The following is a 21,680-nucleotide window of genomic DNA, read 5'->3' as shown; positions in this document are numbered from 1 at the left end:
AATGAATGCAAAAATTCGTGTGACCCTGCATTACTTTTTAAGTGTGCTAGAGAAAAGATTATCGGCAGAAAAACAAGAAATAGTAAATCCCATCTTTTTGAAGTTCTTTACAAAAGAAGAACTACTAGAAATTCTCAGCTGGTTGTATCATGGGAATATCCCACAAACGTATAACCTGTCTGAAATGAGTCCTGAAGAAGTACTAGATGCCATAGCTAGTGAGCGAAGTATTCTACTTTACATTGTACAACTATGGGATAACGAAAAAGAGAAGGATTATGTGATGGACAGTAATAATGTTCACGCAACCCTCAAACAGTTGGGACTTCAAACCCATTATCTAGCTGAAAAACCCATACCCGATTGGGATGAATATGATAGAAGTAACTTTCGCACGCTACTTAAAAAAGCAGGCAAGCTTACTCCAAGATTCGGCATTTTTGATGCTACTGTAAGAGAAGAGGACAAGTATTCTTGTACCACTCCAGCCAAACGTTATACAACAGAGTGGGAAGCTCAAATGATGTTGGCATTACTGATAGCTGAAGCAGGGTTTTGCGAGGGCGAGCTTAAAGTGATGGAATTGTAGAAAAAATTGAAAATTCGATTTGTTAAACAAAAACAAAAATGGATAATGAAAACAAAGAAAATAAATGCATAAAGTATTTTGTTATTCTAGTAGCGCTCAAAAGAGGAAGATACAGGCATTACATAGCCGAGCCTGAAATCTTCTTCGCTACTCATGAGGATGCTCAAAAGATAAAAGATAAATTAATAAATAAAGGAACGTTTGAATCCAATCAATTAAAAATTCAAAGTGTATGGAAAGTGAAGCCTTCAAACAGCACGGATCTCTGCAAAGAGCTATAGATATTGCATTGTGGATGAATTTTAAATACCGAATGCAAAAAAGAAGTTATGTAGTGATTCAAGACAAAAAAACAAAATTATATCAAGTAGTTACTAAAGAGGGAAGAAGAAAAGGTTCTTATATAACACTACCCCAAAATTATAATCAAATGGACTATGAGCAAATTGCTGCGCTTCGCTCCCAAAAATGTCCACTTAATCATTGGGAAGAAATTATGGGACTTTTTAGTTCTTCTCATGGGGAGATACTTCGATTTATTTTGCAATATCAAGTTCCACTTGAGCGTATCATTCGTTATGAATTAGCCTCTAGAGGTTATGACAAGAACCACCAGTGGGTCGGATATGATAAAGCCAATGAAATTTGGTTAATTAATACCGATTTAGAAAAATGAAAATAGATGCAAGTAAGCTCCCTGTAATGCCGTCGCATTGTAAAACCTGTCCTTTTAAACCTAATGAATTGGGACACTATCAAGATACGCATTTGGCTAATGAAGTCATTAAAAGAACGCTTTTTAAAGCGCATCAAATTTGTCACGGGACAGAAGGTAAAAACCGTAAAGCCAATCATAGGTGTAAAGGCGCTTTCGACCATAATTTGGAGATTTATAAAAGGATGGGTGTAGATCATTTAATCGAATAAACAATCTAAAAAAAAATGAAGTATGAAAGCTACAAAAAGGCTTATTGACTCCGTTTGGACTCTTGAGTATGAAATAGTAAATGAGAATCGTATTAAAATTCTACACTATGATAATCAAGATACAGAAGGATATCAAAAAGAAAAACAATTGCCAAGATGTGAGTTAGAAGAAACTAAAGACAGAACAGTTATTAGTGTTTGGATAAAACCATACGTGCCATTTGAATATACTATGGTCAAAGATCATAAGGCTAAAAAGTATGAGGTTATCAATCCACAATTTGTTTTTAGCTACTTCTAAGATAAAAGTTGACAAAAAAGAAATAAAAAAAGTAAAATTATGAATCAAAACAAGCAATCACTGATGAAAATATTTTCATTAGTACTAAAAGAAAGATCGAAGGCGGAGTCTGAATTCAGAGTTATCAGCCCAGAGATGGTAAAGTTCTTTTCCAGAAAAGAACTAATTGAAATTATTACTAAAATCTTTAACGGCAGTGTTCCCAAAGAACACAATCTGGTGGAGATGGAAAATGAAGGATTATTAAAACTCATAGGAGATGATTTATTTATCATTTCGTATATGACAGAAAAATGGAGTAAGGATGTGTTTTTATTACCGCTTGCTCCAGAACATCCCATCATCCCAACTTCAGTAGCAGCTGCATCAGCTAAAATTGAAGCCAAAAAGAATGAAACAAAAAATGAAACAAAAAAAGAAGACCCAAAAGGGGAAGAGAAAAAAGACTAAATCCAGTTAGAATTATGGTTTGTCTTTAACATCATTTTTTACAAATGAATAGCTCGGGGTTTCTGAGCTATTTTTTTTAAACTTTATTTTTCGTGATTATTAAAATGAAAACTCAAACAAAAATTAAAACACCTATAAGTTACTACGGTTGAAAGCAACAGATGCTCAAACATATTTTGCCAATAATTCCAGAGCATACAACGTACATAGAGCCGTTTTTTGGCGGATGAGCGCTGTATTTTGCTAAGGAGCAATCCCCTGTGGAGATTATTAACGACATTAATATGAACGTAGTTAATTTTTACGACGTTCTAAAAACCAATTTTAAAGCGTTACAACAAAAAGTAGAAACGACACTGCTTTCTAGGTCAACTTACAAGAAAGCACTTTTAATTTACGATACTCCGGAACTTTTTGCAGACTCCCCTCTTATTAGAGCTTGGGCTTTTTTTATTGTCACCAACATGTGATATTCTTGTAAGATAGGCAGTTGGTGATACGATAGAGAGAATAAAGCTACTATATCATTTAAAAACAAGGTTGAGAATTTTAAAGAAATATTAAGTAAACGTTTAGCTCATACCCAAATAGAAAATAATCCAGCACATAAAGTAATTGAAAGTAGAGACCATAAACAGGCCTTCATTTTCTGCGACCCCTCCATATATTGGCACAAATCAAGGTCATTATGGAGGTTATATGAAGGAACATTTTGTGCGTGATTTAAATGTACTGGTTAACGTAAAATGAAAATTTCTACTCTGTAACTACCCTTCTGATATTTTAATGGAGTTTGTTACAAAACATGGATGGTATACCAAAACCATAGATATGCCACTTACAGCAGGAAATAGGCTTAAGGTGTCCCAATGAAAAAGAAAAAAAGAAATTCTTGTAGCCAACTATCCCATTTAAATGAAGTATTTATATTCTTTACTAAATCTTGATATGAAAACCAATAGAAGCGTCTTGAATAAAAAATCTAGAGAAAGACAAAGACTAAGAATCAAGCAAAGACTCAGACAAAAGGCATTTAAAAACAGAGAAATATCTTTTAACAACATCAAAAAAAGATATGAAAAATTTAAACTACAACCGAAAATTAAGCCAAGATTACCCCAAGAGTAATTCACTGAGCGTATTTGGACTTTTTCTTGGAGGTGGAGGCTCCACTATGGGCTATAAACTTGCAGGATATAACCATTTGTGAGGGGTAGAGATTGACCCAAAAATGAGCAGAGTCTATTTAAAGAACCACAAACCTAAGTATTATTACGAGCAAGACCTTAGAGAATTTAATCTTAGAGAAGATTTGCCTATGGAACTGTACTCTTTAGATATTTTGGACGGCTCCCCTCCTTGTAGTGCCTTCTCGATGAGCGGTAAACGCGAGAAGGATTGGTGAAAACCAAGAGTCTTTAAGGAAGGACAAAAAAAGCAAACCTTGGAAGATTTGGTTCTGGTGTATTGTGATACAGTAATAAAATTAAAACCTAAAGTAGCATTAATGGAAAACGTAATGGGACTTGTAGCTGGAGCATCTCAAAAATATGCCCTTGCTGTTTGGGATAAACTCTCTCAAAACGGTTACGATGTACAACTCTTTGCACTGAATTCCGCAACGATGGGAGTACCACAAGCGCGTGAGCGTTTGTTCTTTATTGCAAGGAGAATGGATTTGAAACTACCTGAGCTGCAGTTGGATTTTAAGCAGTCTCCAATATACTTTGGAACTATTGCCGATCAAAACCCTACTCAGTATAAACCCTTACGAGAATCCATTAGACTTAGATGGCCTTATGTAGAATATGGGGATCAGAATCTAAAATTTGCGGATGCCAGATACAGAAAACTAAACACCTATAATGCTTTTTTTAGTACCAATATTCTCTACGACCATATTGTCGCACCAACGCTGACTTCAAATGGAGCTACAGTATACTACAATGAGGCTCGTAATCTTACCGATGCAGAATACATTCGTATGAGTAGCTTTCCATTAGATTACGACTTTTGCAAATTAGATGTTCGCAATATCTGCTGAATGAGTGTCCCTCCCCTTATGATAGCATTAATAGCTAATTCAATTAAGCAGCAATGGTTTTAAAGGTTGTAACGAAAAAGCAAGAAAGAACTTTGACAAAGGTTTGTCAATCAAATACAAACCTCTTAATCTAGCTTGGGTACTACTTTTTTAGTTTAAAAATATATAAATGAGTAGTAATGGCAAATGTCTTAGGTTAAAGGTTTCCAATTCGAATAATTTACGACTATTTCCAAGAGACTATTTTGAGTGTGTCCGGATTTAAGTGCCAATCAAAATCCTGAAAAACTGATTTTTAAAAAGTTTATTTAGGGAAAATTGAACTATAAAAAAGAAGTGTTTTTTATAAGTAGGACTCCTCTGCTATGAGATTATTGATTAACGATGATCACAAAGGATTGTCAAAGGTCTGTCAAACACCATTGAATGTTTTGACAAGAATAAGTTGGCTTTAAGAATACAATTTTGACACAGTCAAACAATAGAACAAACAACCTTTGACAAGTCTAGCAACAAGCTTTGTCAAACCTTTAACATAGTTTGACTCACTCCTCTTTAAGGGAAAACAAACCTAGTTTCAACCTTACAAAAGCTTTGTTAATACCGTATCAAAAAAATGCTCTTGAAAAATGGCTTTAAAAGGGTATACTAAACAAAGATTGTCACTCCCCTGTCAAAGCCGCTGACAATCGTAAAAACAAGCTTTGACAAAACATTGATAAAAGTAGGACAATGGGACTGACAACCCTGTAATATGCAAGGTACTACCTTGTGTGATAACCCTTAGTTAGCATTTAAATAATAACCAAATAAGTGATGCAAATTGCAAAAGCAGAAGCTGAGAGAATTCTAGGTGTAAGTTATACTACTTTTTATAATCGGGTTAACAAACTTTGAATTGTGCTGATTACTAAAATTGATACTAGAGGTAAAAGTAGTTACATTGAGTGGCAGGATTTGCAAAGGATGGCAACAGCTATGGGAAAATCGATTGAAGGGGAGTCAACTGATAAAGAATCAGAATCTAAAAAAGAAACTCCAAAAGAGCAAGAGACCTCAAACGGGGCAGAGCAGGATGATAAAATTCAGCAGATTCAACAAGAAAATTTTACCCTTCAATTAAAAATTAGCCAGCAAGAGGAATCCATAAAAGCCAACAATGAAGTAATTACGCTGTATAAAGAACAAACACAGCAACTTCAAAATGGTTTACAACAAGCCCAATCGCAGTTTAATATGATGTATGTGCAACTTATAAAAGCATCTAATAAAGCCACCGCTTTTTTAATAGTTAGTATAGCGCTAACTATTTTACTACTACTATTTATAGGACTTGTTGTTCGAGGAAAACTAAAATTCTAACAGGGGAGTGACTAGGTTTGTTGAAGCTATCATTATCCTTGACAAGCGTTTGTTAATCGTTACCCCAAAATTGATTCCCATAATAATACCAAGTCTAAAACAAATAATAGTAAATAGCACTACAAAGCCAAAAATTAGCAAAATAATTAAAGAAGAGCAACAAAAAGTATTTAGTTAGTTTTCTTGTTTAATTTGTTACATTACTTAGATGTTTATATTGTTTATAGTGCGTAAAAACTTAGTTGTAAAGCCTGTTTTGAAAAGATTGGGCACCAGAAATGGAACAGAGTATAACATAAATGGGGTCAAGTATTCCAAATTCGGTTTGCATCAGCTACAAAATTGGGGTTGGATGCTTCAAAAACAGCCAGCAAGTGCTACTAATTTGGGGACTTCACTAAGGTTACAAATTCGGGGCGATATACTCTTGAAATATTACAATTAAAAATTACAGTAGCTAAGAGTTGTAGCTTAAAACATAAATGTTTTATTTTATAAAACGCGCCAATGAATGCCACACAACTTACAGTTAAAAAATCACATGATTTAGTAACGGCCAGGCACAGTTTTACCCTTATGGAAATGAGACTTTTTACTATAATAGTAAGTCTAATTGACGACAGGGACGAGGATTTTAAAACCTATAAAATCCCAATTAAAGATATCATTGAAACTTTTGAACTGAAATCAAAAACAATCTATGCTGAAATTAGTCAGCTCACCACTAGTATGCTCAAAAAAGTAATCACCATTCCACTTAGAGAGAATAATCAAGAAAAAGAGTTGAAAACCACATTAGTGTCCTCTTTCAAATACAATGTAAATGGAAGAGGAATACTTGAAGCTACGTTTCATCCCGCTATGAAACCTTATTTATTACAATTGAAGAACAAATTTTTGTTGTATGATTTGAAAAATATTCTAAAAATCTCTAGTGGAAACTCCATAAGAATGTACGAGCTTTTAAAGTCGTATGAGGGGATTGGTAAAAGAGTATTTGATATTGAGGAATTAAAACAGATTTTAGGTGTTGAAGATAAGTATTCCAAATTTGCCAATTTTAAAACACGTATTTTACTCAAAGCGCAAGAGGACTTATTACAACACACCGATATTAGTTTTACTTTTGAAGAAATTTCAGAGAATTCTCGCCGTGTGGAGAAAATCACTTTTTACATTCATAAAAATACTCCAAAGCAAAAATTGAAAGGTAATACGTGCAATGAAGTCATCGGAACAATTAATGATATTGCCCAGAGCAATCCATTAGATACCATAAGGAGTTTGGGGGTCATGCAATCGGTTATAGATTCTGAAATACTTCCATATTACGATGAGTTATATATTCAAGAAACTTTAAAAAATTGTCAGTCACATTTTAAAACTAATAATGTAGCTAATCAGGCTTGATTTTTTCTAACTGCTTTACAAAAAGGATACTATAAAAGAGATATAGAAATAGAGCAGTCAAAGACCAAGAAAAAAAATCAGGATAAAGCGCAAGAGTTATTTCAAATGCAGCATACACAAGAAAAGAAAATTCAGCAAGAAGAGCAGTTACAGAAACTAAGAGAGCAGTACATGGATGATGAATTTATAGAATTGGTTTTAGAGCAATATCAGTGAAATTTTTTGCATCCGATAATGAAAAAAGATTGGGTAGCGGGAAAGGTTAATAAATTCTTGCAAGGATTTGTAGATAGAAAACTCAAAGAACTTTATGGTGATAATTAAAATGAGTTTAAAATTATATCTTGTTATTCTCTTGCAAAATGTTAGAAAAACAACACTACTAATCAAGTCATTTATTTTTTCAAAATAACACTATGAAAACACTAAAAGCTACGCTAGAGGCATTACTTGAACAAACAGGCTTTAATAAAATAATTGATTTTGCTTCTGGTAAAAAAATTCAGTACAAAGAAGGGGATAAAAGTTTTTTGCACACCTTTAATTATTTGGATCAAAAATTCAACGAATTGACATTTCTTGAAATAAATCCAACTTGCGAAGCTTTCAATATGCATTTTTGGGATGTTGATGCAAGTGATTTAAATCCAGATTATTGGCATTGGCTACTTCAAAATGGGTTTGGTCAATACAGCCCAAATACACTATTACAACCCTTCGATAATCTAATGTTAGAAATGGATTTTTTACCAAAGATAAAAGGATATTTTATTAGGGATACAGAAGGGAATTATTATATGCTTGTTAGTTTTGCAAAGTACAATTCGGATGCCTTTACGTCTTTGAAACTTTTCAAATATACTAGAGAAGGCTTTTCGTTTCCTATGCAGAGTAACTACATCAAGGATTAGTTAGCGGTTTTCCCGCAAGGGGAAAAGACTAAATAGTCCTAGTTTTGTGAGTGATATAAAATACAAAAAAAATGGCTAAAGGTAAAAATTGCCCCTACTGTAATAAGGTAATGTATGCTAAGGATGAAAAGAAATTTCCAGCTGGGGTAGAAGTAATTTATTATTGCAGTAATTGTGATTTTAATGAAAAATTTTTTGAAGGACTGAGCAAAAGATGTCCCGATTGTAATAAAGAAATCGAAGGTACTGTTGAGAAATATACGCTCTTGGGCGCTAAAGTTGCTTATTATTGTTTGCATTGCAATGCTAAACATTAATATCTTGAGCTAAAAGGGGTTGGTCTTTTTGTGCTGGATTTGTTTTAAGTAAGTCGACTTTATCTAAATCCAGTATTAGACTAGTAATATCATCCAACTTTGGTGTTATAAAGTTAGAATTATTAAAGTATAATTTATTTGGAAAGAGTGTGTTAATTATTTTCTTCTTTAGACCAGTTGAGGCTTCACGATAAATTTGGTCGATGTGATGCAAGAATGATATTCCATTGGCAAGATGTCTTTCAAAATCTTTGCCGTGATTTTCCAGTTTGGTCAGTTCAAAGATTATTTCTTCTAAGCGGATTTTTAGTTTATGATTCATGAGATCAAAAGTGTTTTTATCCAATTCATCATCCAAGTATTTATCCCTAAGAGAATCTATTCTAGTCTCAATTTTGTTTTTCTCTCGGATGAATGATTCTTTATGTAGCTGCGCTTCTTTTAGAATGGAGTTAAAGTTTTTTTTAAGCAAGTCTCGATAGGTTTTCTTGACATCATCTTTAAGGGCTAATTGAGAGAGTAATTTTTCAAACAATTGGTGTAACGGTTCTGATTTGTAGCGTATTGTACAAGGTGGGTTGCAATGAATGTAAGCATATCTTTTAATTCCTCCTCTTCCTTTAGAGAAACTACCTGTTAGTAATTTATGGCATTTGGGACAAAAAATAAATCCTCTCAAAGGCATTGCATCATCAATCAGAGACGATTTTAAAACAGGTGGTTTATGATGTCTTTTAATGATACGTTGACAAGTTTCAAACAGGTTTTGCTCAATAATAGCAGGATGAATACCTTCGACTAAAATAGCATCTTCTTTTTTATCACCCTTGATAATTATTTTTCCGGTATAAACGGGGTTGTTAATAAGATTCATACAGGAGTTTCTATTGCGTTTTAGTCCTAGTGGAATTAATTTTTGCCGTACCTGCTCAATGCTATAAACTCCTTTAGCATATTCATCAAAAAATAATTTTACTAGTTTAGCATCTTCATTCGGAATTAAGGTAGACTTACCATTTTGGTCTCTAAAATTGGAATAGCCAAAAGGCGCAGTTCCACACCAAAAACCAGATTTCATACTAAAATTCATATTTTGACGTGTTCTTAATGCTATTTTATCGCGCTCCACTTCGCTTACAGAGAAAAAAAGTGACATCAAAATTTTATGTTCAGGAGAGCTAAAATCGATGGGGTCTTCAATGGAATTTACCTCAATGCCTAAGGATTGAAATTTTTTTATTGTTGTAAAATTTTCAATGATATTTCTACCAAAACGATCAAAACGTAAAACCAGTAATGCGTCAATAGATTTTCTGTGTTTTTTAGCAAATTCATACATTTGTTTAAAAACAGGTCTGTTAAAATCTTTTGCCGAGCAGTGTTCATTGAAATGCTCTACAATACTATAGTTTTGATGTGCGCAATACCTTTGTAAGGATTCGTATTGTTGATCTATAGAATGTTTGGATTGTTCTTCGGTAGAAGTTCTAGCATAGGTGATTACTCGTTTACTCATCGGGCTATTTTTTTTGTACTTTTTTCTTTTTTTCTTGAGCGATTAGAAATTCAATAAGTGCCAATTCATTTAATTTTTCAATGACAAATCGACCTGTTTTACTTGCGTCAAAAGGAGTTTTTTCAGAGTCTTTTTTGGTACTATTTTTTAGGTTTGATTCCAAGCAAAATACGAATTAGGTTTGACATAAAGAAGTTGTATAGTAGGTATTAGCTTCACTTTAGCACTTATTGCAGGATTGCATTGTGACGGTCACTACATTATTGTAACAATGCCCTCCTGCCAGGGGAATTTCCCCTGGACCCCTTTTTGGCGGTCTATTTGTAATGTTCATTTTGTTTTTCATTTCGGTTTTGTTCTATAGTTTCAAGAAGTTGCATTCTTTTTACTAGGGTAGCATTTTGCTCTAGTGTGCGTAAAACTTCAGGAGTGAATCCTAGGGTCTTAAAACGGAATTTACGTACCGATTCAATTCCCGTTATTTTGCCACCTCGAGTGTAAAGTAGACACCCTTTTTCTATTAGTTTTGTATAAAAATCGGATTCATTAGTAGCGGTTTTGAAGGCCTCTTCTAGAAGTAGCAGGATTTGTTGTTTTTCAGAAGTTTGTGATTTTCGCTCCAATATAATTTCGAACTCTTTTTTTTGTTTTATGATAATAGAATTAGATTTTTCATGTCGAATTTTGGACCGCTCCAATTCTGGAAACATTTCTTGCTGATACCGCTCCATTTCTAGTTTTACCTTTTTTTTGAAATCTTCTTTTGAAATGCGGATGGATTTACCAGTTTTGTATTCTACTCCAGAAAAGCAAATATGTAAATGAATGTGCTTTTTCTCGTGACGATGTACAGTAGCGATGGCAATAGATTTAGGGGCTCTGAGTGATAAATATTTTAATGCGATTTGATACAATTTCTGGTTATCTAAGTGCTTGGCATCTTTAGGATGAAAAGAGAGTATGTCCATATAGAGTACAACATTATTCTTGCGTTTATTGATGCGTAAGGCTTCATTTATGAGCAATTGCTTTTGTAGTTGTTCGCTAGAGAGGTTTTTGCCTTTAACAAACTTACTTAAGATAAAACCATCTTCTTTTTCATTCTCTCGAAGTATATAACTGAGCACAGAGCAGAAGCTACCTAAGTGTTTGTAGGATTTACTTTTGATTATCATTTTTTTTAAATTTATCTTCTAATAAACCCACAAGTTCCTTAAGTATTTTTTCTAGTTTAGTTACAGCCTCTTTATCAATTGTTCTTCTTAAATAAAGTAGTGCTTCTAGATAATCGATAACCAAAAAAAATTGTTGTTCTATAACAACTGTATCGTGCGATGCAACAATCCGGCCCGTTTCATATTCTTGGGTATGTTCCACTAGTACTTTCTTGATGTAAGTGGGTACTGATTTCTGATTACTTTTTTGTAAGAGCATCTCAAAGAGTGGTTTGTCAAGGGTAATAGTAATTTGTTTTTGTTTTGTTCTTTGGATTTGTTTAAGATGGGTGTTGTACGCTTTCCAATAGACCTTTTTTTGTAAAATAACCTGTTCTGGTGTTGGATCCATACCCATAAAGACCAAATCAAGGTAGTGGTGCAGGTTTTTATAGGGGAACATCTTTTTCATTTATAAATCTAAGTCTAGATCTTCTCTGTGAATTACATGATTGAAATCTGAAATGCGTTCCGTTCTCAATATGTGTGCATTTTGCATATGAGCAACTAAATCTTGTAGGTTTTCTATAGTGTGATAACCCGGATAACCAAATACAAAAAATTGCATTAGTGGATTTTGGGGATGCTCGGTGACGAGTTCCCCAGTTTGTTTATCCATCCAATGATTGGTAAATCTTTTGAAAACCCGGTCAACGATTTCAAGATATTTTTCAGGATTTATTTGTTTTAAATGAAAGAGTGATGCTGCATCTTGATTACATTCTCTGATAAGGAAATGCAAAACATCGTTTTTTGTAAAATAAGGTGTGTTGTTTGTTGTCATTATAGGATATAGATTAAATAAGATACTTTATAATGGATTATCGCAACGCTGCTTAAGAGTACTTACAGTTGGATGCGTCATAATTGTGGTTGTTATAGTTCCAAGTCTTGGTCCTTGCTAGATTCTTTTTTCTTGGGGAACATTTCTTGGCAAAGTTGTTTCATTAGTGCATCAAAGGTTTTTTCATTAAAATAAAGATCTCGTTCTATTTTTAAACCTAAATATAAGTTGATGCTTTCCAATTCGTCAATCGAGAATGACCCCCACTCATCGAAACCTGTACCAGTTACAAATCCGAAACAAATATTCGTTTGAGGATCATATTCAGTGGCATACCAAGTCATACTTCCGCAGGGGTTAAAGAACTTAGCAACAACAATAGGGTCATGGCTTTGTGATTGGTCTCCAATTTGAGCAAAACGCTCTTCTAGTTTTTTAGTAATTAGTTTCATGGTGTTTTTAAATTAGAATTATTTGATGGGCTGGTTATTGAAAAGAACTTAGATTTAGGTATTGCACGCTCAATATTTGTGGATCTTGTCTTTGTCTAGAGGGAATGTTTAACTTTCGAACTAGATTACGTTGCTTGTATGCTGGAGTATAACAAACTTTAATTGGTTTTTCTCCTGAGGGAATGATAAGAAGTTCATCTGACATTTCTCTGATCTGTGTGGCTGACATTAGAGGTTTAATTTTTATAGCACCTGTTTTTTTGTCTTTTACTTCGCATTGTCCCATTAATTTTTCAAGATTAAAAGTTTCCTCTCCAAGGCCGCCATAATAGCATTTAACCCCACAATTATTAAGAATGTTTTTAGCTTTTTCACCGTATTTACTAAGAAGTGATTCACTCTGTAAAATGATTTGTTGCGGGATTCTATACTTACGACTATTCGATATAATTTCGGAGTAATCACCTATGGCGGTCAGCGTATCGAACTCATCTAAAATCATGAATACGTCTTTATGATTCTCATTGGGTAACTGGCTAAAAGCGTACCTGTAGAATTCTTGAAAAAAGATACTTATCATGGGAGCATAATAGGCGACATCTCCAATTGGAACATGAACAAATAATGCAGTTGGTTTGCATCGAAAATCATTAAAATCGATGGTGTTGTGTGATGTAATATCACAAAGTAGGGGATCATCACCTAAAAAAGACAGTGCAGCTAGTGCGCTTGCTATGATTGATTTACGAGTATTTTCGGAAGAGCCACTAAGAGATTTTAATTTTCTAAAAACATCCTCCGAGGCTCTTTCAGCTAGAAGTGATTCAACAACGGACGGTGTTCCTTGGTATTCCAAAAGTAATCTATACACATTGGCTAAATTTTGATATTCGCTAGATTCAGATTCAGTAAGATATTGGATGAACATTACAATGGTATCGGTTGCTGAAAGCGTAAAAAAGTCACTTTCTTTTTGTGTGGCCAGTAAGAGTGTTTTGGCAATTTTTCTCATTTGTGTTAAATTTCCCTTACACCCTAAAAGAGGATTGAAGTATACCCCTGATTTTTTACCAAAATCAAGTACATGGCAATCCACGCCTTGTGATTCAAGATAGGGAATGCTTTGAGATAATTCGCCACTTGGGTCATTTACTATTAGAGAGTGTTCCCCTAAATTATTTAGAAGAAATGGGAAAACGCTGACTTGGGATTTGCCTTTTCCAGATGGTGCTACCACCAAATAATTTTCTCTACTTCTGGCCTGTGAAATAAAGCGCAGTCCATCTATACAGAATCCTTTTTCTTTTTCAGAAATTAACCGAGATGGATTTGCAAATTCTACCTTAAATGGTTTTTTAACACCTAGAAAATCTTTGCCAGCTTCGATTATTTGATCGGATGCTTTATCTATAGCATTGTTGATTAACTTTTTGAACATAAATAATGAGATTAAAGTTTTTTTTGAATTTTGTTTGCAATCATTGAGCAGACTTGTTCCATGGCGTAAAAGACGAGGTAGATGATTGTTAAGATGATTTTGAACAGTGCATCAAAGAGTTTGATAAAAGAGTCCGATAGAAGTTCGAGTGTTTTTTTCATAAGTGAGTGATTTAAAAATTGTAAAGAAAATGATGTGTTTTTCCCGCATTTTTTTTCTGTGTTTTTTTTCTAGCTTTGTTATAAATTGTAGGCAGCTATTTTAATGAGGTGCAAGTAGTTAAAAATTTTTAAAAATGATATTGTCAGTTTATTTCCAACTTTGACAAAAAATAAAAACAAGAATTATGGAGAGTATAGTTATTGAAGACTTCATGAGAGAAGTATTTGAAAAAGCAAGAAAAGAGTGCGGCTCAGAAGTTAGAGATGCAGTTGTAAAGCATATTGAAAGAAGTATTTTTGATATCAAGGAAAATGAAGATTGGAAATTTAAAGCGATTTCATGCAAGACCTTGGAGCGGTACCACAAAAAATATGTGGAAAAATGGGATGACTCATCTAATGATGGCTTTAAAGTGCCTGATGGTGATTTTAGATTTCAACTATCAAGATATTTAGGATATAGTAGTTATATGGAATATTTATCAAAATATCAGCAAAATGAAAGTACAAAAACTGAAATATTTATCGCAAAAAGCATAACTAAAACAGATACTATGAATGGAGATATAATAATGCAATAAATATGTGTAATTATGTTTATAAAAATGAGGCGAACCATAAAAACCTCAATTGCCAATTTGGAGATTTTATTAAAGATTTACCTTTAGATTACGATCAGAAATGTATTTTTCATAGTAGTGATATTCAATGGAAAAAAGACAATGACTTCGTTGGTTACCTGAAAAAGTACAGACAAATTTGTCAAAAGAAAAAAAGTAAAATTAATTTATGTCAAGTTAATTTTGTTTCTGATAAAAGAAGTTATAACATAGATTATTTGGAACTTCTTGTACATTGTGAATTACAAGAAGCGTGCTTTTTAGAGACCATCTGTATAGAAGGATTAAAGACTAGAAAAAAAGAAATTTCACATCAGATTCTTTTCCATGATTGTTTTTTTATGCAGAATGTAATATTTAAACACTGTGTGTTCAAACAAGAAGTTGTATTTTCTAATAATTTATTTCTCAATACAAACAAAGTTCAATCCGTTCAAATTTCGTTTTGTCAATTTGAAGGTTACTTTGAGTTTAATCATCAGAAAGATTTTCAGGCAAACCTTTATATTGGAGACTGTATATTTAAAGAACAAGTGGATTTTATCTCAATTGAAAAAAATGAGAATTGTTTTGATATCATAGGAAATGTTTTTCATTCACTTTTTTTCTTAAGAGATTCTAGTTTCAATAATTTGCTAGTAAGTTTTTCAGACAATCATTATAAGGAAAATGCCGAATTTTCTAACGTTGCATTTAAGGGTATGACTCAGTTAAATAATTTAAAAGTAGATGAGAATTTAACTTTTATAGGTAATGCAAAGTGTAAAATTTTTTATGGGCAAACACTCTTTGAGGTAATTCCTAAACAAATTAAAGGGATTATTAATTTTCAACAGACTCAACTAACAGTTATAGACAAAAGTGAATTGGATTATTTAATTCACCTAGAAAAGATTGGATACAGAAACAAGAAGAAAGTATCAATTGGTCCCGGTTGCATAAAATACAGATGGCAAACACCAGTTAAAACTCTAAATACAGGCCTAAAAAATGGATTCATTATAGAGGAATTGACTAGAAGCTTTACCATTTTTTTATCTAATAGCATACAAAAGATGGTAGGTGTAGAAATACTAGAGAGAACATCTGACGAAGTTTCTTTTTTTTATTTTTCAGATGAGCAGTTCTCAGATGAGCAGTTCTCAGAGGTTTTTATAAATGGTCAACAAAGATTTTTTGGTATGATGTGTGACAGCAAAAACCCTCAAGACCACTCGGTATCAATTCATAATCAGCTAAATGAATTTCAAACCAAATTAACGCAAAATGCCACTATTACTAAAATTTTATCTGAATTTCAGCAAAAAAATTGGAACATATCAGATTCAGAAGCTCTATTAGATGCTTTTACATTACCAAACCAAACGGTAATTTCAGTAGAAGGATTTCATCAACAATTAACTATGATGAATATAGATAAACTAGTGGAAATCTCAAAAGCAACTAATGTTCCTATGTATCTTTTTCCAATAACTCAAAATTTTGCAAAAAACCTTGTAAAAGCAGATCACATACATGGTAAAATAGAAATTACGTAAAGAGTTTTTTACTTAACAAGAGGCTTTTCAATAACTTTTGGAAAGCCTTTTTTTATTTTCACAATATCCTACTACTCCAGCTTTTTCAAGTAGATTTTATAACTGTTCTAGAAGTATATCTTCAGGAAAGTAAAATTTGTCAGGAATGGCAAAGGATTGACAATAATTAAAATTTAAATCTTTCATTGATTTGCAGTAGAAATTTCAATCTGACTTTTATAAAGTTAGAAACGGTACCAAAAACGGAGGAAGGTTCTAGTTTAAGTAATAAACCTGATCAATTTCTACTCAGATAAAAACCAGACACCGTAATTAACATCAGCGCTGATACTTTTTAAATTATTAATTTTTTTTAAGTATCTTAAAATGAAAAATGCAAAAATTAAGTTATTGTTGTTAGGTTTAACAATTTTAACAGCGGGATTTACTTCTTGTGAGGCAGATCAATCAGATTTAGAATCTACCAAAGAGGTGTTGGCTAATGACCACGGGAACCAAGGAAATCATATGCCAGGAGATGACAAAACAAGTCAGTCTCCAATTAAGGGAAATTTCGCCAAAGATGGTGACCACGGGAATCAGGGTGATTCCAAACCCAAAGGGGATGACTAAAGAGTAGTCAGAGTTAGTTTTAGACGCTTACCATTTATTTGGTAGGCGTCTTTTTTTAGAAAAAATTTATATATTTAAAAAGTTAAAATTAAAAAAATGAGAACATTACTTATTTGTTTGTTTTTCAGTTTGCATTCTTTGGCTATTGAGACAAAGGAAGATTCTTTACGAAAAAAATACGAGTATTATCTACAAAATTTAAAAAATCAAAGAGACTTAGGCAATGAGAAACAAATGCTAATCAGTGCTCAAAAAGCAATCACCATTGCAGAAATTTTAGGAGGTTATTCTATAAAAGGTAAAGTATATATTGCTCTTGGTAATTATTATTATGATAAAAGTGAGAGTAGTACGGCTGCTTATGATTATTATTACAAGGGCTACAGAGCGTATAGTAAAGATAAAGATTCTATAAAAATTGCAAAGACGTTATTACGTTTAGCAATTCTAGAGAAAAACACTAGAAATTATTTAAAAAGCAAAGAGAGTTGTTTTAAATCCTTAGCGTTATTAAATACTGCTGAACCTGATTTTTTGGAGAGTATTTATAATAATTTAGGCATTGTTTACAATGAACTCAAAGATGTACGTTCGTCTGTTTTTTATCATAAAAAAGCGTTAGAATTACGAAATAAGTATCATGATCAGGAATTAATTTTGCAGAGTTATAACAATATTGGAACCTGTTACCTAGAGAATGGATTTTTAAAAAACGCAGCACAGTTTTACCGCTTGGGATTAAGCTATCCAAAACAAATATTAGAACAGTTTCCAAAGGAATATTCAAGATTACTCGACAACAATGCGTATTTAAAATATTTGCGAGGTGATAAGGGAGTTCTATCGGATTTATTGAAAGCTCTTTATATTCGTGATAGTATAAAACATCAAGCGGGAATTGTGACTAGTTACCTACATTTAGCTTCATATCATCAAGGAGTTGATGATACAAAGGCTTCTGATGTTTATGCAAATAAAGCCTATCAAAACGCATTAGCAAATAAAAACTATGGAGACGCACTAGTTGCACTTGTTGTTTTAGAATCCAACAGTCAAAAAAGGGAACATTATAAAAAAGCATTACGTTATGCGCGCCAATACAATTCTATTGTAGCTTATTTGGCAAAAGAGGAATTGAAAATAGGTGAAAAGTTTGCGGATATAAGATACCAAGCCACACAAAAAGAAAAAGACAATCAAAAGCTGAAAGAGCAAGGTAGGCTTCAACTAATTAAAAGAGAAGAATTAAAATTTTTTATAAAAATTTTAATTGGAATACTTGTATTTATAACACTTGTGGTTGTTTTTTATACACTCTATTCCCGTTTAAAGGCAAAGGAAAAGCAGCTAATTATAAATCAAAAGGAACAAGAGTCTCAAAAACAAATCGCAGAATTATTGTTGGAGCAGTATGTTTTTGCCCAAAGAGCTAAACTTACAGAACAAAAACGTATCTCCGAAGATTTACACGATAGTGTAGCTGGAAAATTATCGGGAATGAAATTGCAAATGGATAACTTGTCTTTAAAATCTGAGCTGAAAATAAAGCCGCTTATAGATTCTTTAGTCAATCAGATGGAAGGAGTTGTAGGGGAGATTCAAGATATAGTTTATGATTTAAACAATCAGAGAATTGTACAGTCTTCTTATGATTCATTAATAAAAGAATTAATTTTGCAACAAGCTCCTATTGGTTGCCTTCCAGAGATAACTAGTTCTAAAAATTTAGATTGGGAAAGCATCTCCAATAGTATTAAAGTAGTTTGTTATTATATTCTTCAACAAGCCCTGCGAAATATCCAAGAACATGCGCAAGCAACTCAAGTACAAGTGAATTTTGAAGTTCATGAAAAACAGCTTATCATGCAGGTCATAGACAATGGTAGGGGATTTGATGCTAGTATGCAAGAGCGTGTAGGTATACCGAGCATGCAAAAAAGAGCCAGTTCAGTAGGAGCTATATTTAACATAGAAACTAAAATAGAAAAAGGAACCAAAATAGAAGTACAATTTACATTATCATAATATGGAAAAATCCTATCATATTCTACTTATTGATGACCATCCAATTACTGTTGAGGCCTATAAAGGAGCGTTAGAACTAATGTCTACAAACTATAAATTTGTAGTATCGCAAGCCTATGATATCGACTCAGCATTAAATTGCATTAAAATTCAGCCAGATATATTGCCTTTTGACATAGCGTTTGTAGATGTAGGTTTACCACATGGTCAAGATTCTAAGATTATTTCAGGAGAGGGATTAGTAGCCAAGTTACGTGCTAAATTTCCAAAGATAAAGATAGTCATTCCCACCTTATACATTCAAGCGGAGCGATTGCATTATATTTTAGAGCAGGCAGCGCCTGAGGCTCTTCTTTTAAAAACAGATTTTCGTACCAAAGACATTATACAAGCCATTGAGAGCGTACTACAAAATGAAACATATTTTAGTAGTGGAGTTAAGAAAATATTAGAAACTAAAAAACTAAAATTAGATTCTAATGATTTAAAATTACTTAGCTGTTTAAGTAAAGGAATTAAAATAAAGGATATGGATCAATATATTCCACTAGCTCTTCGTACTATTGAAGAGCGAAAAAACAAATTAATGATCCTCTTTGATGTCCATAATAACGAGCAATTACTTAAAATAGCAAGAGAAAAAGGACTCATTTAAATTCTGCGGGAAATCCGCTTTTTAATTTTTGTAATCCATGATAAGTTTGTAACAGTAAAATAGTAACTGTTAAATCTTATATTATGGAAAATCTCCTTTTAAAATTTATCGCGCCTAAAACCTTAGAGGGTATTAGCGAGGCGCAAAGTATTGATTCCCCATCTTGGCATGATCATATAACAGGCAAGCCATTAGCACTAAATACTACTAATTGGGATATTCAATGTGAGAATTCGGTCGCTCGTATTGACCTATGGTTAGTAAACCAAAATACCCTCACTATGAAATTAGTATCCAATGAGGATGTGGCAAATGATGGTTTCGAACCATTGGATTATTCTTTTGCCGTTTCGATGATTGGACAGTTAGTGGGGAAGGAGAAACTAAGGAATTACCTCAGAAGTTTAATGGAAGTATTTACTGCAATACCAGCTCCAGTTCAAAAAACTAGTGAACAAGATAATTGCACTGATAACCTTTCTAATACTGATTCAAATGAGTAAAGGACAAACCCAACAGCAGCTTAAGATGAGGCTTAAAACGGCGGATGATTCTTTTCACTCGGTTATTATTGCCCTAGAACGATTGGAGCGTTTTTTACTAAGAAATAATCAAAATAATCTTCAAATCACAGCAATTTCCACCGATAGAGATTTACATGATGACCAGCATATTACTCCAACGCAAAAATTATTGTATTCTGAGTTGCAATTACAATGTTCATGCTTGTTTTTTCTTTCTCATACAGATGATCAAGAGTTGTCGGCTAAAACTATAAACTATTTTTTAGCGGATTTATTTATGTGGTACGGAGCACGAGGATCTGATATTGCTTATGATGATGTAGATAAATTTTTTATTCCAATTGTTAGTGCATTAAGCCGTCAAGTTAACGATATCAGTCAATTACAACAAACCGTTGAGAAGTATGTACAATTCAAGGCGGATGATATTACAACTTATTCAGAAGATGATAAAAGGAAAGCTATTGAAGAAGGTTGGATTGCATTAACAAAAGCTACAGATATCGTGGAGCAACGAATGCAAAAGTTTCTTTTAAGTGAACAGGAAGTAGAATTTACAGTACATCAAAGAGGTACTATCGAGCAAGGTTTTGAGCGTTTGTACAATGCTTTTTTGAATTTATACCAAGAAAACACACCTATATTATTTCTTGATAGAACAAGAAAAAAATATTTAGCGGATATCACTTTTGATGCTTTACCTATTTTATTGGATTATATAGCGGAGCTAAGAAGACTAAAGCAATAATAGATTTATGGAACCAAAGAAAATCGAATTAAATCAAACTACCTATTATGAACTTTTAGTGAGTTGTCCAGTTTGTTTTGATAGTGGGGTTCGAACAGAAAAATCGAATTGGTTACATCAGAATTGCGGAGGTATTATTTATGTTGGTGATAATGCATGTTGCTATTGTGATGGTTGTAAAAAGGAGTTTTCTTACTTTTTGTTGAGTTTTAAATGCCCCACACACGCTAATTGCATAGGAAATTTTATCAGTACTAATTGTACCGGGAGTACTGCACTGTGTACGGTAGGGATGATGGTTAACCATACTGGGGTAGCATGGTTGAATACTTTTTTAAACAATTTAAAATAGATGTAAAAGTAAAGATAATGACATTACAATCTAAGGCCATGGACGGTTATATTTTTTTTGAATTAAATTCTAGTTGTATGTACTGCTGGGATAAAGGGGTAATGACTGCGATATCCTCTTGGGTACATAAAAATTGCGGTGGTTTGATATACATTGGTGATAATGCATGTTATTTATGTGATAAATGTGATTTACAAAAGCCTGTTTCTTATGGAAATTTTCATTGTCCCAATCACGATTCAACTTCAGAAATACCACAAATGAGTTTTGATTTAGTAGTCAATTATTACTCCTTTCCCAAAAGTATGATGGTACATCAAACGAGCATTGTTTGGTTGAATAAATTTTTAAACAATTTAGAAATAATTAAAAAATAAATAATATGGCATTAAAAACAAAGACAATAGGAAAAAACACCTTTTTTGAGATGGTTGTAAGCTGTCCGGTGTGTTTTGATAGGGGTGTTCACACCCCGAAATCGGGCTGGGTACATAATCAATGTGGAGGCACATTATTATTGGGAGACAACGCACATTATCTGTGTGATAAATGCAGTAGGCAAAATCATGTTTCAGAATGGAAGTATGGCTGTCCTTCCCATAGTAATGGACAGACTCAATTTATAAGTAGTACCCCTGAAGGTGTTGCAGGTGTACTTTGTACTGCGGGTATGATGGTTACTGAGACAGGAGTGGCTTGGCTGAACTCATTTTTGAGCAATTTGTAATAA

At 33.0% G+C, this 21,680-nt stretch carries 25 protein-coding genes and 1 pseudogene; 20 read left to right on the top strand and 6 right to left on the bottom strand.

Translation table 11 applies throughout. The annotated features are described in order from the left end of the window. Position 1: 1 nt before the first annotated feature. The 11 genes and pseudogenes from ACZ098_RS06725 to ACZ098_RS06675 all read left to right on the top strand — a co-directional run bounded on the left by ACZ098_RS06725 (position 2) and on the right by ACZ098_RS06675 (position 8,311). Positions 2–589, top strand: coding sequence for a hypothetical protein (locus ACZ098_RS06725; RefSeq protein WP_487310973.1), 588 nt, complete (start codon positions 2–4; stop codon positions 587–589). A 38-nt stretch (positions 590–627) separates the two neighbouring features. Beyond that, positions 628–870, top strand: a complete 243-nt coding sequence (locus ACZ098_RS06720) for a hypothetical protein (RefSeq protein ID WP_487310972.1) — start codon at positions 628–630, stop codon at positions 868–870. Continuing rightward, positions 822–1,265, top strand: coding sequence for a hypothetical protein (locus tag ACZ098_RS06715; protein ID WP_487310971.1), 444 nt, complete (start codon positions 822–824; stop codon positions 1,263–1,265). Before ACZ098_RS06720 ends, ACZ098_RS06715 begins: the two co-directional genes overlap by 49 nt. Continuing rightward, positions 1,262–1,516, top strand: a complete 255-nt coding sequence (locus ACZ098_RS06710) for a hypothetical protein (RefSeq protein ID WP_487310970.1) — start codon at positions 1,262–1,264, stop codon at positions 1,514–1,516. The genes ACZ098_RS06715 and ACZ098_RS06710 overlap by 4 nt, the downstream gene beginning before the upstream one ends. 22 nt (positions 1,517–1,538) lie before the next feature. Then, a complete protein-coding gene (locus tag ACZ098_RS06705; protein WP_487310969.1) occupies positions 1,539–1,817 on the top strand; it encodes a hypothetical protein in 279 nt (92 codons plus the stop codon). A gap of 39 nt (positions 1,818–1,856) precedes the next feature. Next, complete coding sequence (locus ACZ098_RS06700) at positions 1,857–2,267, top strand: hypothetical protein (protein ID WP_487310968.1); 411 nt, start codon at positions 1,857–1,859, stop codon at positions 2,265–2,267. A 1,219-nt stretch (positions 2,268–3,486) separates the two neighbouring features. Continuing rightward, positions 3,487–4,311: pseudogene (locus ACZ098_RS06695) on the top strand (DNA cytosine methyltransferase). Between the two features lie 900 nt (positions 4,312–5,211). After that, entirely contained in the window at positions 5,212–5,673 is a 462-nt protein-coding gene (locus ACZ098_RS06690) for a hypothetical protein (RefSeq protein ID WP_487310967.1), read from the top strand. Between the two features lie 507 nt (positions 5,674–6,180). Continuing rightward, positions 6,181–7,083 (top strand): replication initiation protein, encoded by a 903-nt coding sequence (locus ACZ098_RS06685; RefSeq protein ID WP_487310966.1) that lies wholly within the window; start codon positions 6,181–6,183, stop codon positions 7,081–7,083. Between the two features lie 416 nt (positions 7,084–7,499). After that, positions 7,500–7,994, top strand: coding sequence for a hypothetical protein (locus tag ACZ098_RS06680; RefSeq protein ID WP_487310965.1), 495 nt, complete (start codon positions 7,500–7,502; stop codon positions 7,992–7,994). 71 nt (positions 7,995–8,065) lie between these two features. Next, complete coding sequence (locus ACZ098_RS06675) at positions 8,066–8,311, top strand: hypothetical protein (protein WP_487310964.1); 246 nt, start codon at positions 8,066–8,068, stop codon at positions 8,309–8,311. Here the strand turns inward: ACZ098_RS06675 and ACZ098_RS06670 are convergent. The 6 genes from ACZ098_RS06670 to ACZ098_RS06645 all read right to left on the bottom strand — a co-directional run bounded on the left by ACZ098_RS06670 (position 8,301) and on the right by ACZ098_RS06645 (position 13,715). Further along, a complete protein-coding gene (locus ACZ098_RS06670; RefSeq protein WP_487310963.1) occupies positions 8,301–9,827 on the bottom strand; it encodes a recombinase family protein in 1,527 nt (508 codons plus the stop codon). The genes ACZ098_RS06675 and ACZ098_RS06670 overlap by 11 nt on opposite strands. A gap of 317 nt (positions 9,828–10,144) precedes the next feature. After that, positions 10,145–11,002: a relaxase/mobilization nuclease domain-containing protein gene (locus tag ACZ098_RS06665; protein ID WP_487310962.1), complete on the bottom strand. Its 858-nt coding sequence runs from the start codon at positions 11,000–11,002 to the stop codon at positions 10,145–10,147. Then, positions 10,986–11,453, bottom strand: a complete 468-nt coding sequence (locus ACZ098_RS06660; protein ID WP_487310961.1) for a hypothetical protein — start codon at positions 11,451–11,453, stop codon at positions 10,986–10,988. The genes ACZ098_RS06665 and ACZ098_RS06660 overlap by 17 nt, the downstream gene beginning before the upstream one ends. Next, a complete protein-coding gene (locus tag ACZ098_RS06655; protein WP_487310960.1) occupies positions 11,454–11,825 on the bottom strand; it encodes a hypothetical protein in 372 nt (123 codons plus the stop codon). Between the two features lie 92 nt (positions 11,826–11,917). Continuing rightward, positions 11,918–12,277, bottom strand: coding sequence for a DUF2958 domain-containing protein (locus ACZ098_RS06650; protein WP_487310959.1), 360 nt, complete (start codon positions 12,275–12,277; stop codon positions 11,918–11,920). A 34-nt stretch (positions 12,278–12,311) separates the two neighbouring features. Continuing rightward, complete coding sequence (locus ACZ098_RS06645) at positions 12,312–13,715, bottom strand: type IV secretory system conjugative DNA transfer family protein (RefSeq protein WP_487310958.1); 1,404 nt, start codon at positions 13,713–13,715, stop codon at positions 12,312–12,314. Between the two features lie 346 nt (positions 13,716–14,061). Between ACZ098_RS06645 and ACZ098_RS06640 the strand changes: the two genes are divergently transcribed. The 9 genes from ACZ098_RS06640 (at position 14,062) to ACZ098_RS06600 (ending at position 21,677) form a co-directional block, all read left to right on the top strand. Beyond that, positions 14,062–14,457 carry a hypothetical protein gene (locus ACZ098_RS06640; RefSeq protein WP_487310957.1) on the top strand — a complete coding sequence of 132 codons (396 nt, stop codon included), beginning with the start codon at positions 14,062–14,064 and terminating at the stop codon, positions 14,455–14,457. Between the two features lie 2 nt (positions 14,458–14,459). Next, the gene (locus tag ACZ098_RS06635; protein WP_487310956.1) at positions 14,460–16,034 is read left to right on the top strand and encodes a hypothetical protein; all 1,575 of its coding nucleotides are present in this window, start codon (positions 14,460–14,462) and stop codon (positions 16,032–16,034) included. A 366-nt stretch (positions 16,035–16,400) separates the two neighbouring features. Then, the gene (locus ACZ098_RS06630; RefSeq protein WP_487310955.1) at positions 16,401–16,646 is read left to right on the top strand and encodes a hypothetical protein; all 246 of its coding nucleotides are present in this window, start codon (positions 16,401–16,403) and stop codon (positions 16,644–16,646) included. Between the two features lie 96 nt (positions 16,647–16,742). Beyond that, a complete protein-coding gene (locus tag ACZ098_RS06625) occupies positions 16,743–18,671 on the top strand; it encodes a tetratricopeptide repeat-containing sensor histidine kinase (RefSeq protein WP_487310954.1) in 1,929 nt (642 codons plus the stop codon). A gap of 1 nt (position 18,672) precedes the next feature. Further along, a complete protein-coding gene (locus tag ACZ098_RS06620; protein ID WP_487310953.1) occupies positions 18,673–19,326 on the top strand; it encodes a response regulator in 654 nt (217 codons plus the stop codon). Between the two features lie 83 nt (positions 19,327–19,409). Next, positions 19,410–19,829, top strand: coding sequence for a hypothetical protein (locus ACZ098_RS06615; RefSeq protein WP_487310952.1), 420 nt, complete (start codon positions 19,410–19,412; stop codon positions 19,827–19,829). Beyond that, positions 19,822–20,598 (top strand): hypothetical protein, encoded by a 777-nt coding sequence (locus ACZ098_RS06610; RefSeq protein ID WP_487310951.1) that lies wholly within the window; start codon positions 19,822–19,824, stop codon positions 20,596–20,598. Before ACZ098_RS06615 ends, ACZ098_RS06610 begins: the two co-directional genes overlap by 8 nt. A 369-nt stretch (positions 20,599–20,967) precedes the next feature. Continuing rightward, positions 20,968–21,327 (top strand): hypothetical protein, encoded by a 360-nt coding sequence (locus tag ACZ098_RS06605; RefSeq protein ID WP_487310950.1) that lies wholly within the window; start codon positions 20,968–20,970, stop codon positions 21,325–21,327. A gap of 5 nt (positions 21,328–21,332) precedes the next feature. Further along, complete coding sequence (locus ACZ098_RS06600) at positions 21,333–21,677, top strand: hypothetical protein (protein ID WP_487310949.1); 345 nt, start codon at positions 21,333–21,335, stop codon at positions 21,675–21,677. Positions 21,678–21,680: the final 3 nt, after the last annotated feature.

It is taken from the genome of Flavobacterium sp. SP2 (assembly GCF_057626655.1).
This window is presented reverse-complemented; position numbering and strand designations above follow the sequence as displayed.

What these genes read in the sequence shown, in the direction of transcription:
- ACZ098_RS06650 (WP_487310959.1), bottom strand. Translation starts at nt 12,277, where the DNA reads ATGAAACTAATTACTAAAAAACTAGAAGAGCGTTTTGCTCAAATTGGA.
- ACZ098_RS06715 (WP_487310971.1), top strand. Translation starts at nt 822, where the DNA reads ATGGAAAGTGAAGCCTTCAAACAGCACGGATCTCTGCAAAGAGCTATA.
- ACZ098_RS06640 (WP_487310957.1), top strand. Translation starts at nt 14,062, where the DNA reads ATGGAGAGTATAGTTATTGAAGACTTCATGAGAGAAGTATTTGAAAAA.
- ACZ098_RS06700 (WP_487310968.1), top strand. Translation starts at nt 1,857, where the DNA reads ATGAATCAAAACAAGCAATCACTGATGAAAATATTTTCATTAGTACTA.
- ACZ098_RS06625 (WP_487310954.1), top strand. Translation starts at nt 16,743, where the DNA reads ATGAGAACATTACTTATTTGTTTGTTTTTCAGTTTGCATTCTTTGGCT.
- ACZ098_RS06720 (WP_487310972.1), top strand. Translation starts at nt 628, where the DNA reads ATGGATAATGAAAACAAAGAAAATAAATGCATAAAGTATTTTGTTATT.
- ACZ098_RS06675 (WP_487310964.1), top strand. Translation starts at nt 8,066, where the DNA reads ATGGCTAAAGGTAAAAATTGCCCCTACTGTAATAAGGTAATGTATGCT.
- ACZ098_RS06725 (WP_487310973.1), top strand. Translation starts at nt 2, where the DNA reads ATGAATGCAAAAATTCGTGTGACCCTGCATTACTTTTTAAGTGTGCTA.
- ACZ098_RS06635 (WP_487310956.1), top strand. Translation starts at nt 14,460, where the DNA reads ATGTGTAATTATGTTTATAAAAATGAGGCGAACCATAAAAACCTCAAT.
- ACZ098_RS06620 (WP_487310953.1), top strand. Translation starts at nt 18,673, where the DNA reads ATGGAAAAATCCTATCATATTCTACTTATTGATGACCATCCAATTACT.
- ACZ098_RS06670 (WP_487310963.1), bottom strand. Translation starts at nt 9,827, where the DNA reads ATGAGTAAACGAGTAATCACCTATGCTAGAACTTCTACCGAAGAACAA.
- ACZ098_RS06610 (WP_487310951.1), top strand. Translation starts at nt 19,822, where the DNA reads ATGAGTAAAGGACAAACCCAACAGCAGCTTAAGATGAGGCTTAAAACG.
- ACZ098_RS06600 (WP_487310949.1), top strand. Translation starts at nt 21,333, where the DNA reads ATGGCATTAAAAACAAAGACAATAGGAAAAAACACCTTTTTTGAGATG.
- ACZ098_RS06680 (WP_487310965.1), top strand. Translation starts at nt 7,500, where the DNA reads ATGAAAACACTAAAAGCTACGCTAGAGGCATTACTTGAACAAACAGGC.
- ACZ098_RS06645 (WP_487310958.1), bottom strand. Translation starts at nt 13,715, where the DNA reads ATGTTCAAAAAGTTAATCAACAATGCTATAGATAAAGCATCCGATCAA.
- ACZ098_RS06655 (WP_487310960.1), bottom strand. Translation starts at nt 11,825, where the DNA reads ATGACAACAAACAACACACCTTATTTTACAAAAAACGATGTTTTGCAT.
- ACZ098_RS06710 (WP_487310970.1), top strand. Translation starts at nt 1,262, where the DNA reads ATGAAAATAGATGCAAGTAAGCTCCCTGTAATGCCGTCGCATTGTAAA.
- ACZ098_RS06665 (WP_487310962.1), bottom strand. Translation starts at nt 11,002, where the DNA reads ATGATAATCAAAAGTAAATCCTACAAACACTTAGGTAGCTTCTGCTCT.
- ACZ098_RS06705 (WP_487310969.1), top strand. Translation starts at nt 1,539, where the DNA reads ATGAAAGCTACAAAAAGGCTTATTGACTCCGTTTGGACTCTTGAGTAT.
- ACZ098_RS06685 (WP_487310966.1), top strand. Translation starts at nt 6,181, where the DNA reads ATGAATGCCACACAACTTACAGTTAAAAAATCACATGATTTAGTAACG.
- ACZ098_RS06660 (WP_487310961.1), bottom strand. Translation starts at nt 11,453, where the DNA reads ATGAAAAAGATGTTCCCCTATAAAAACCTGCACCACTACCTTGATTTG.
- ACZ098_RS06615 (WP_487310952.1), top strand. Translation starts at nt 19,410, where the DNA reads ATGGAAAATCTCCTTTTAAAATTTATCGCGCCTAAAACCTTAGAGGGT.
- ACZ098_RS06605 (WP_487310950.1), top strand. Translation starts at nt 20,968, where the DNA reads ATGACATTACAATCTAAGGCCATGGACGGTTATATTTTTTTTGAATTA.
- ACZ098_RS06630 (WP_487310955.1), top strand. Translation starts at nt 16,401, where the DNA reads ATGAAAAATGCAAAAATTAAGTTATTGTTGTTAGGTTTAACAATTTTA.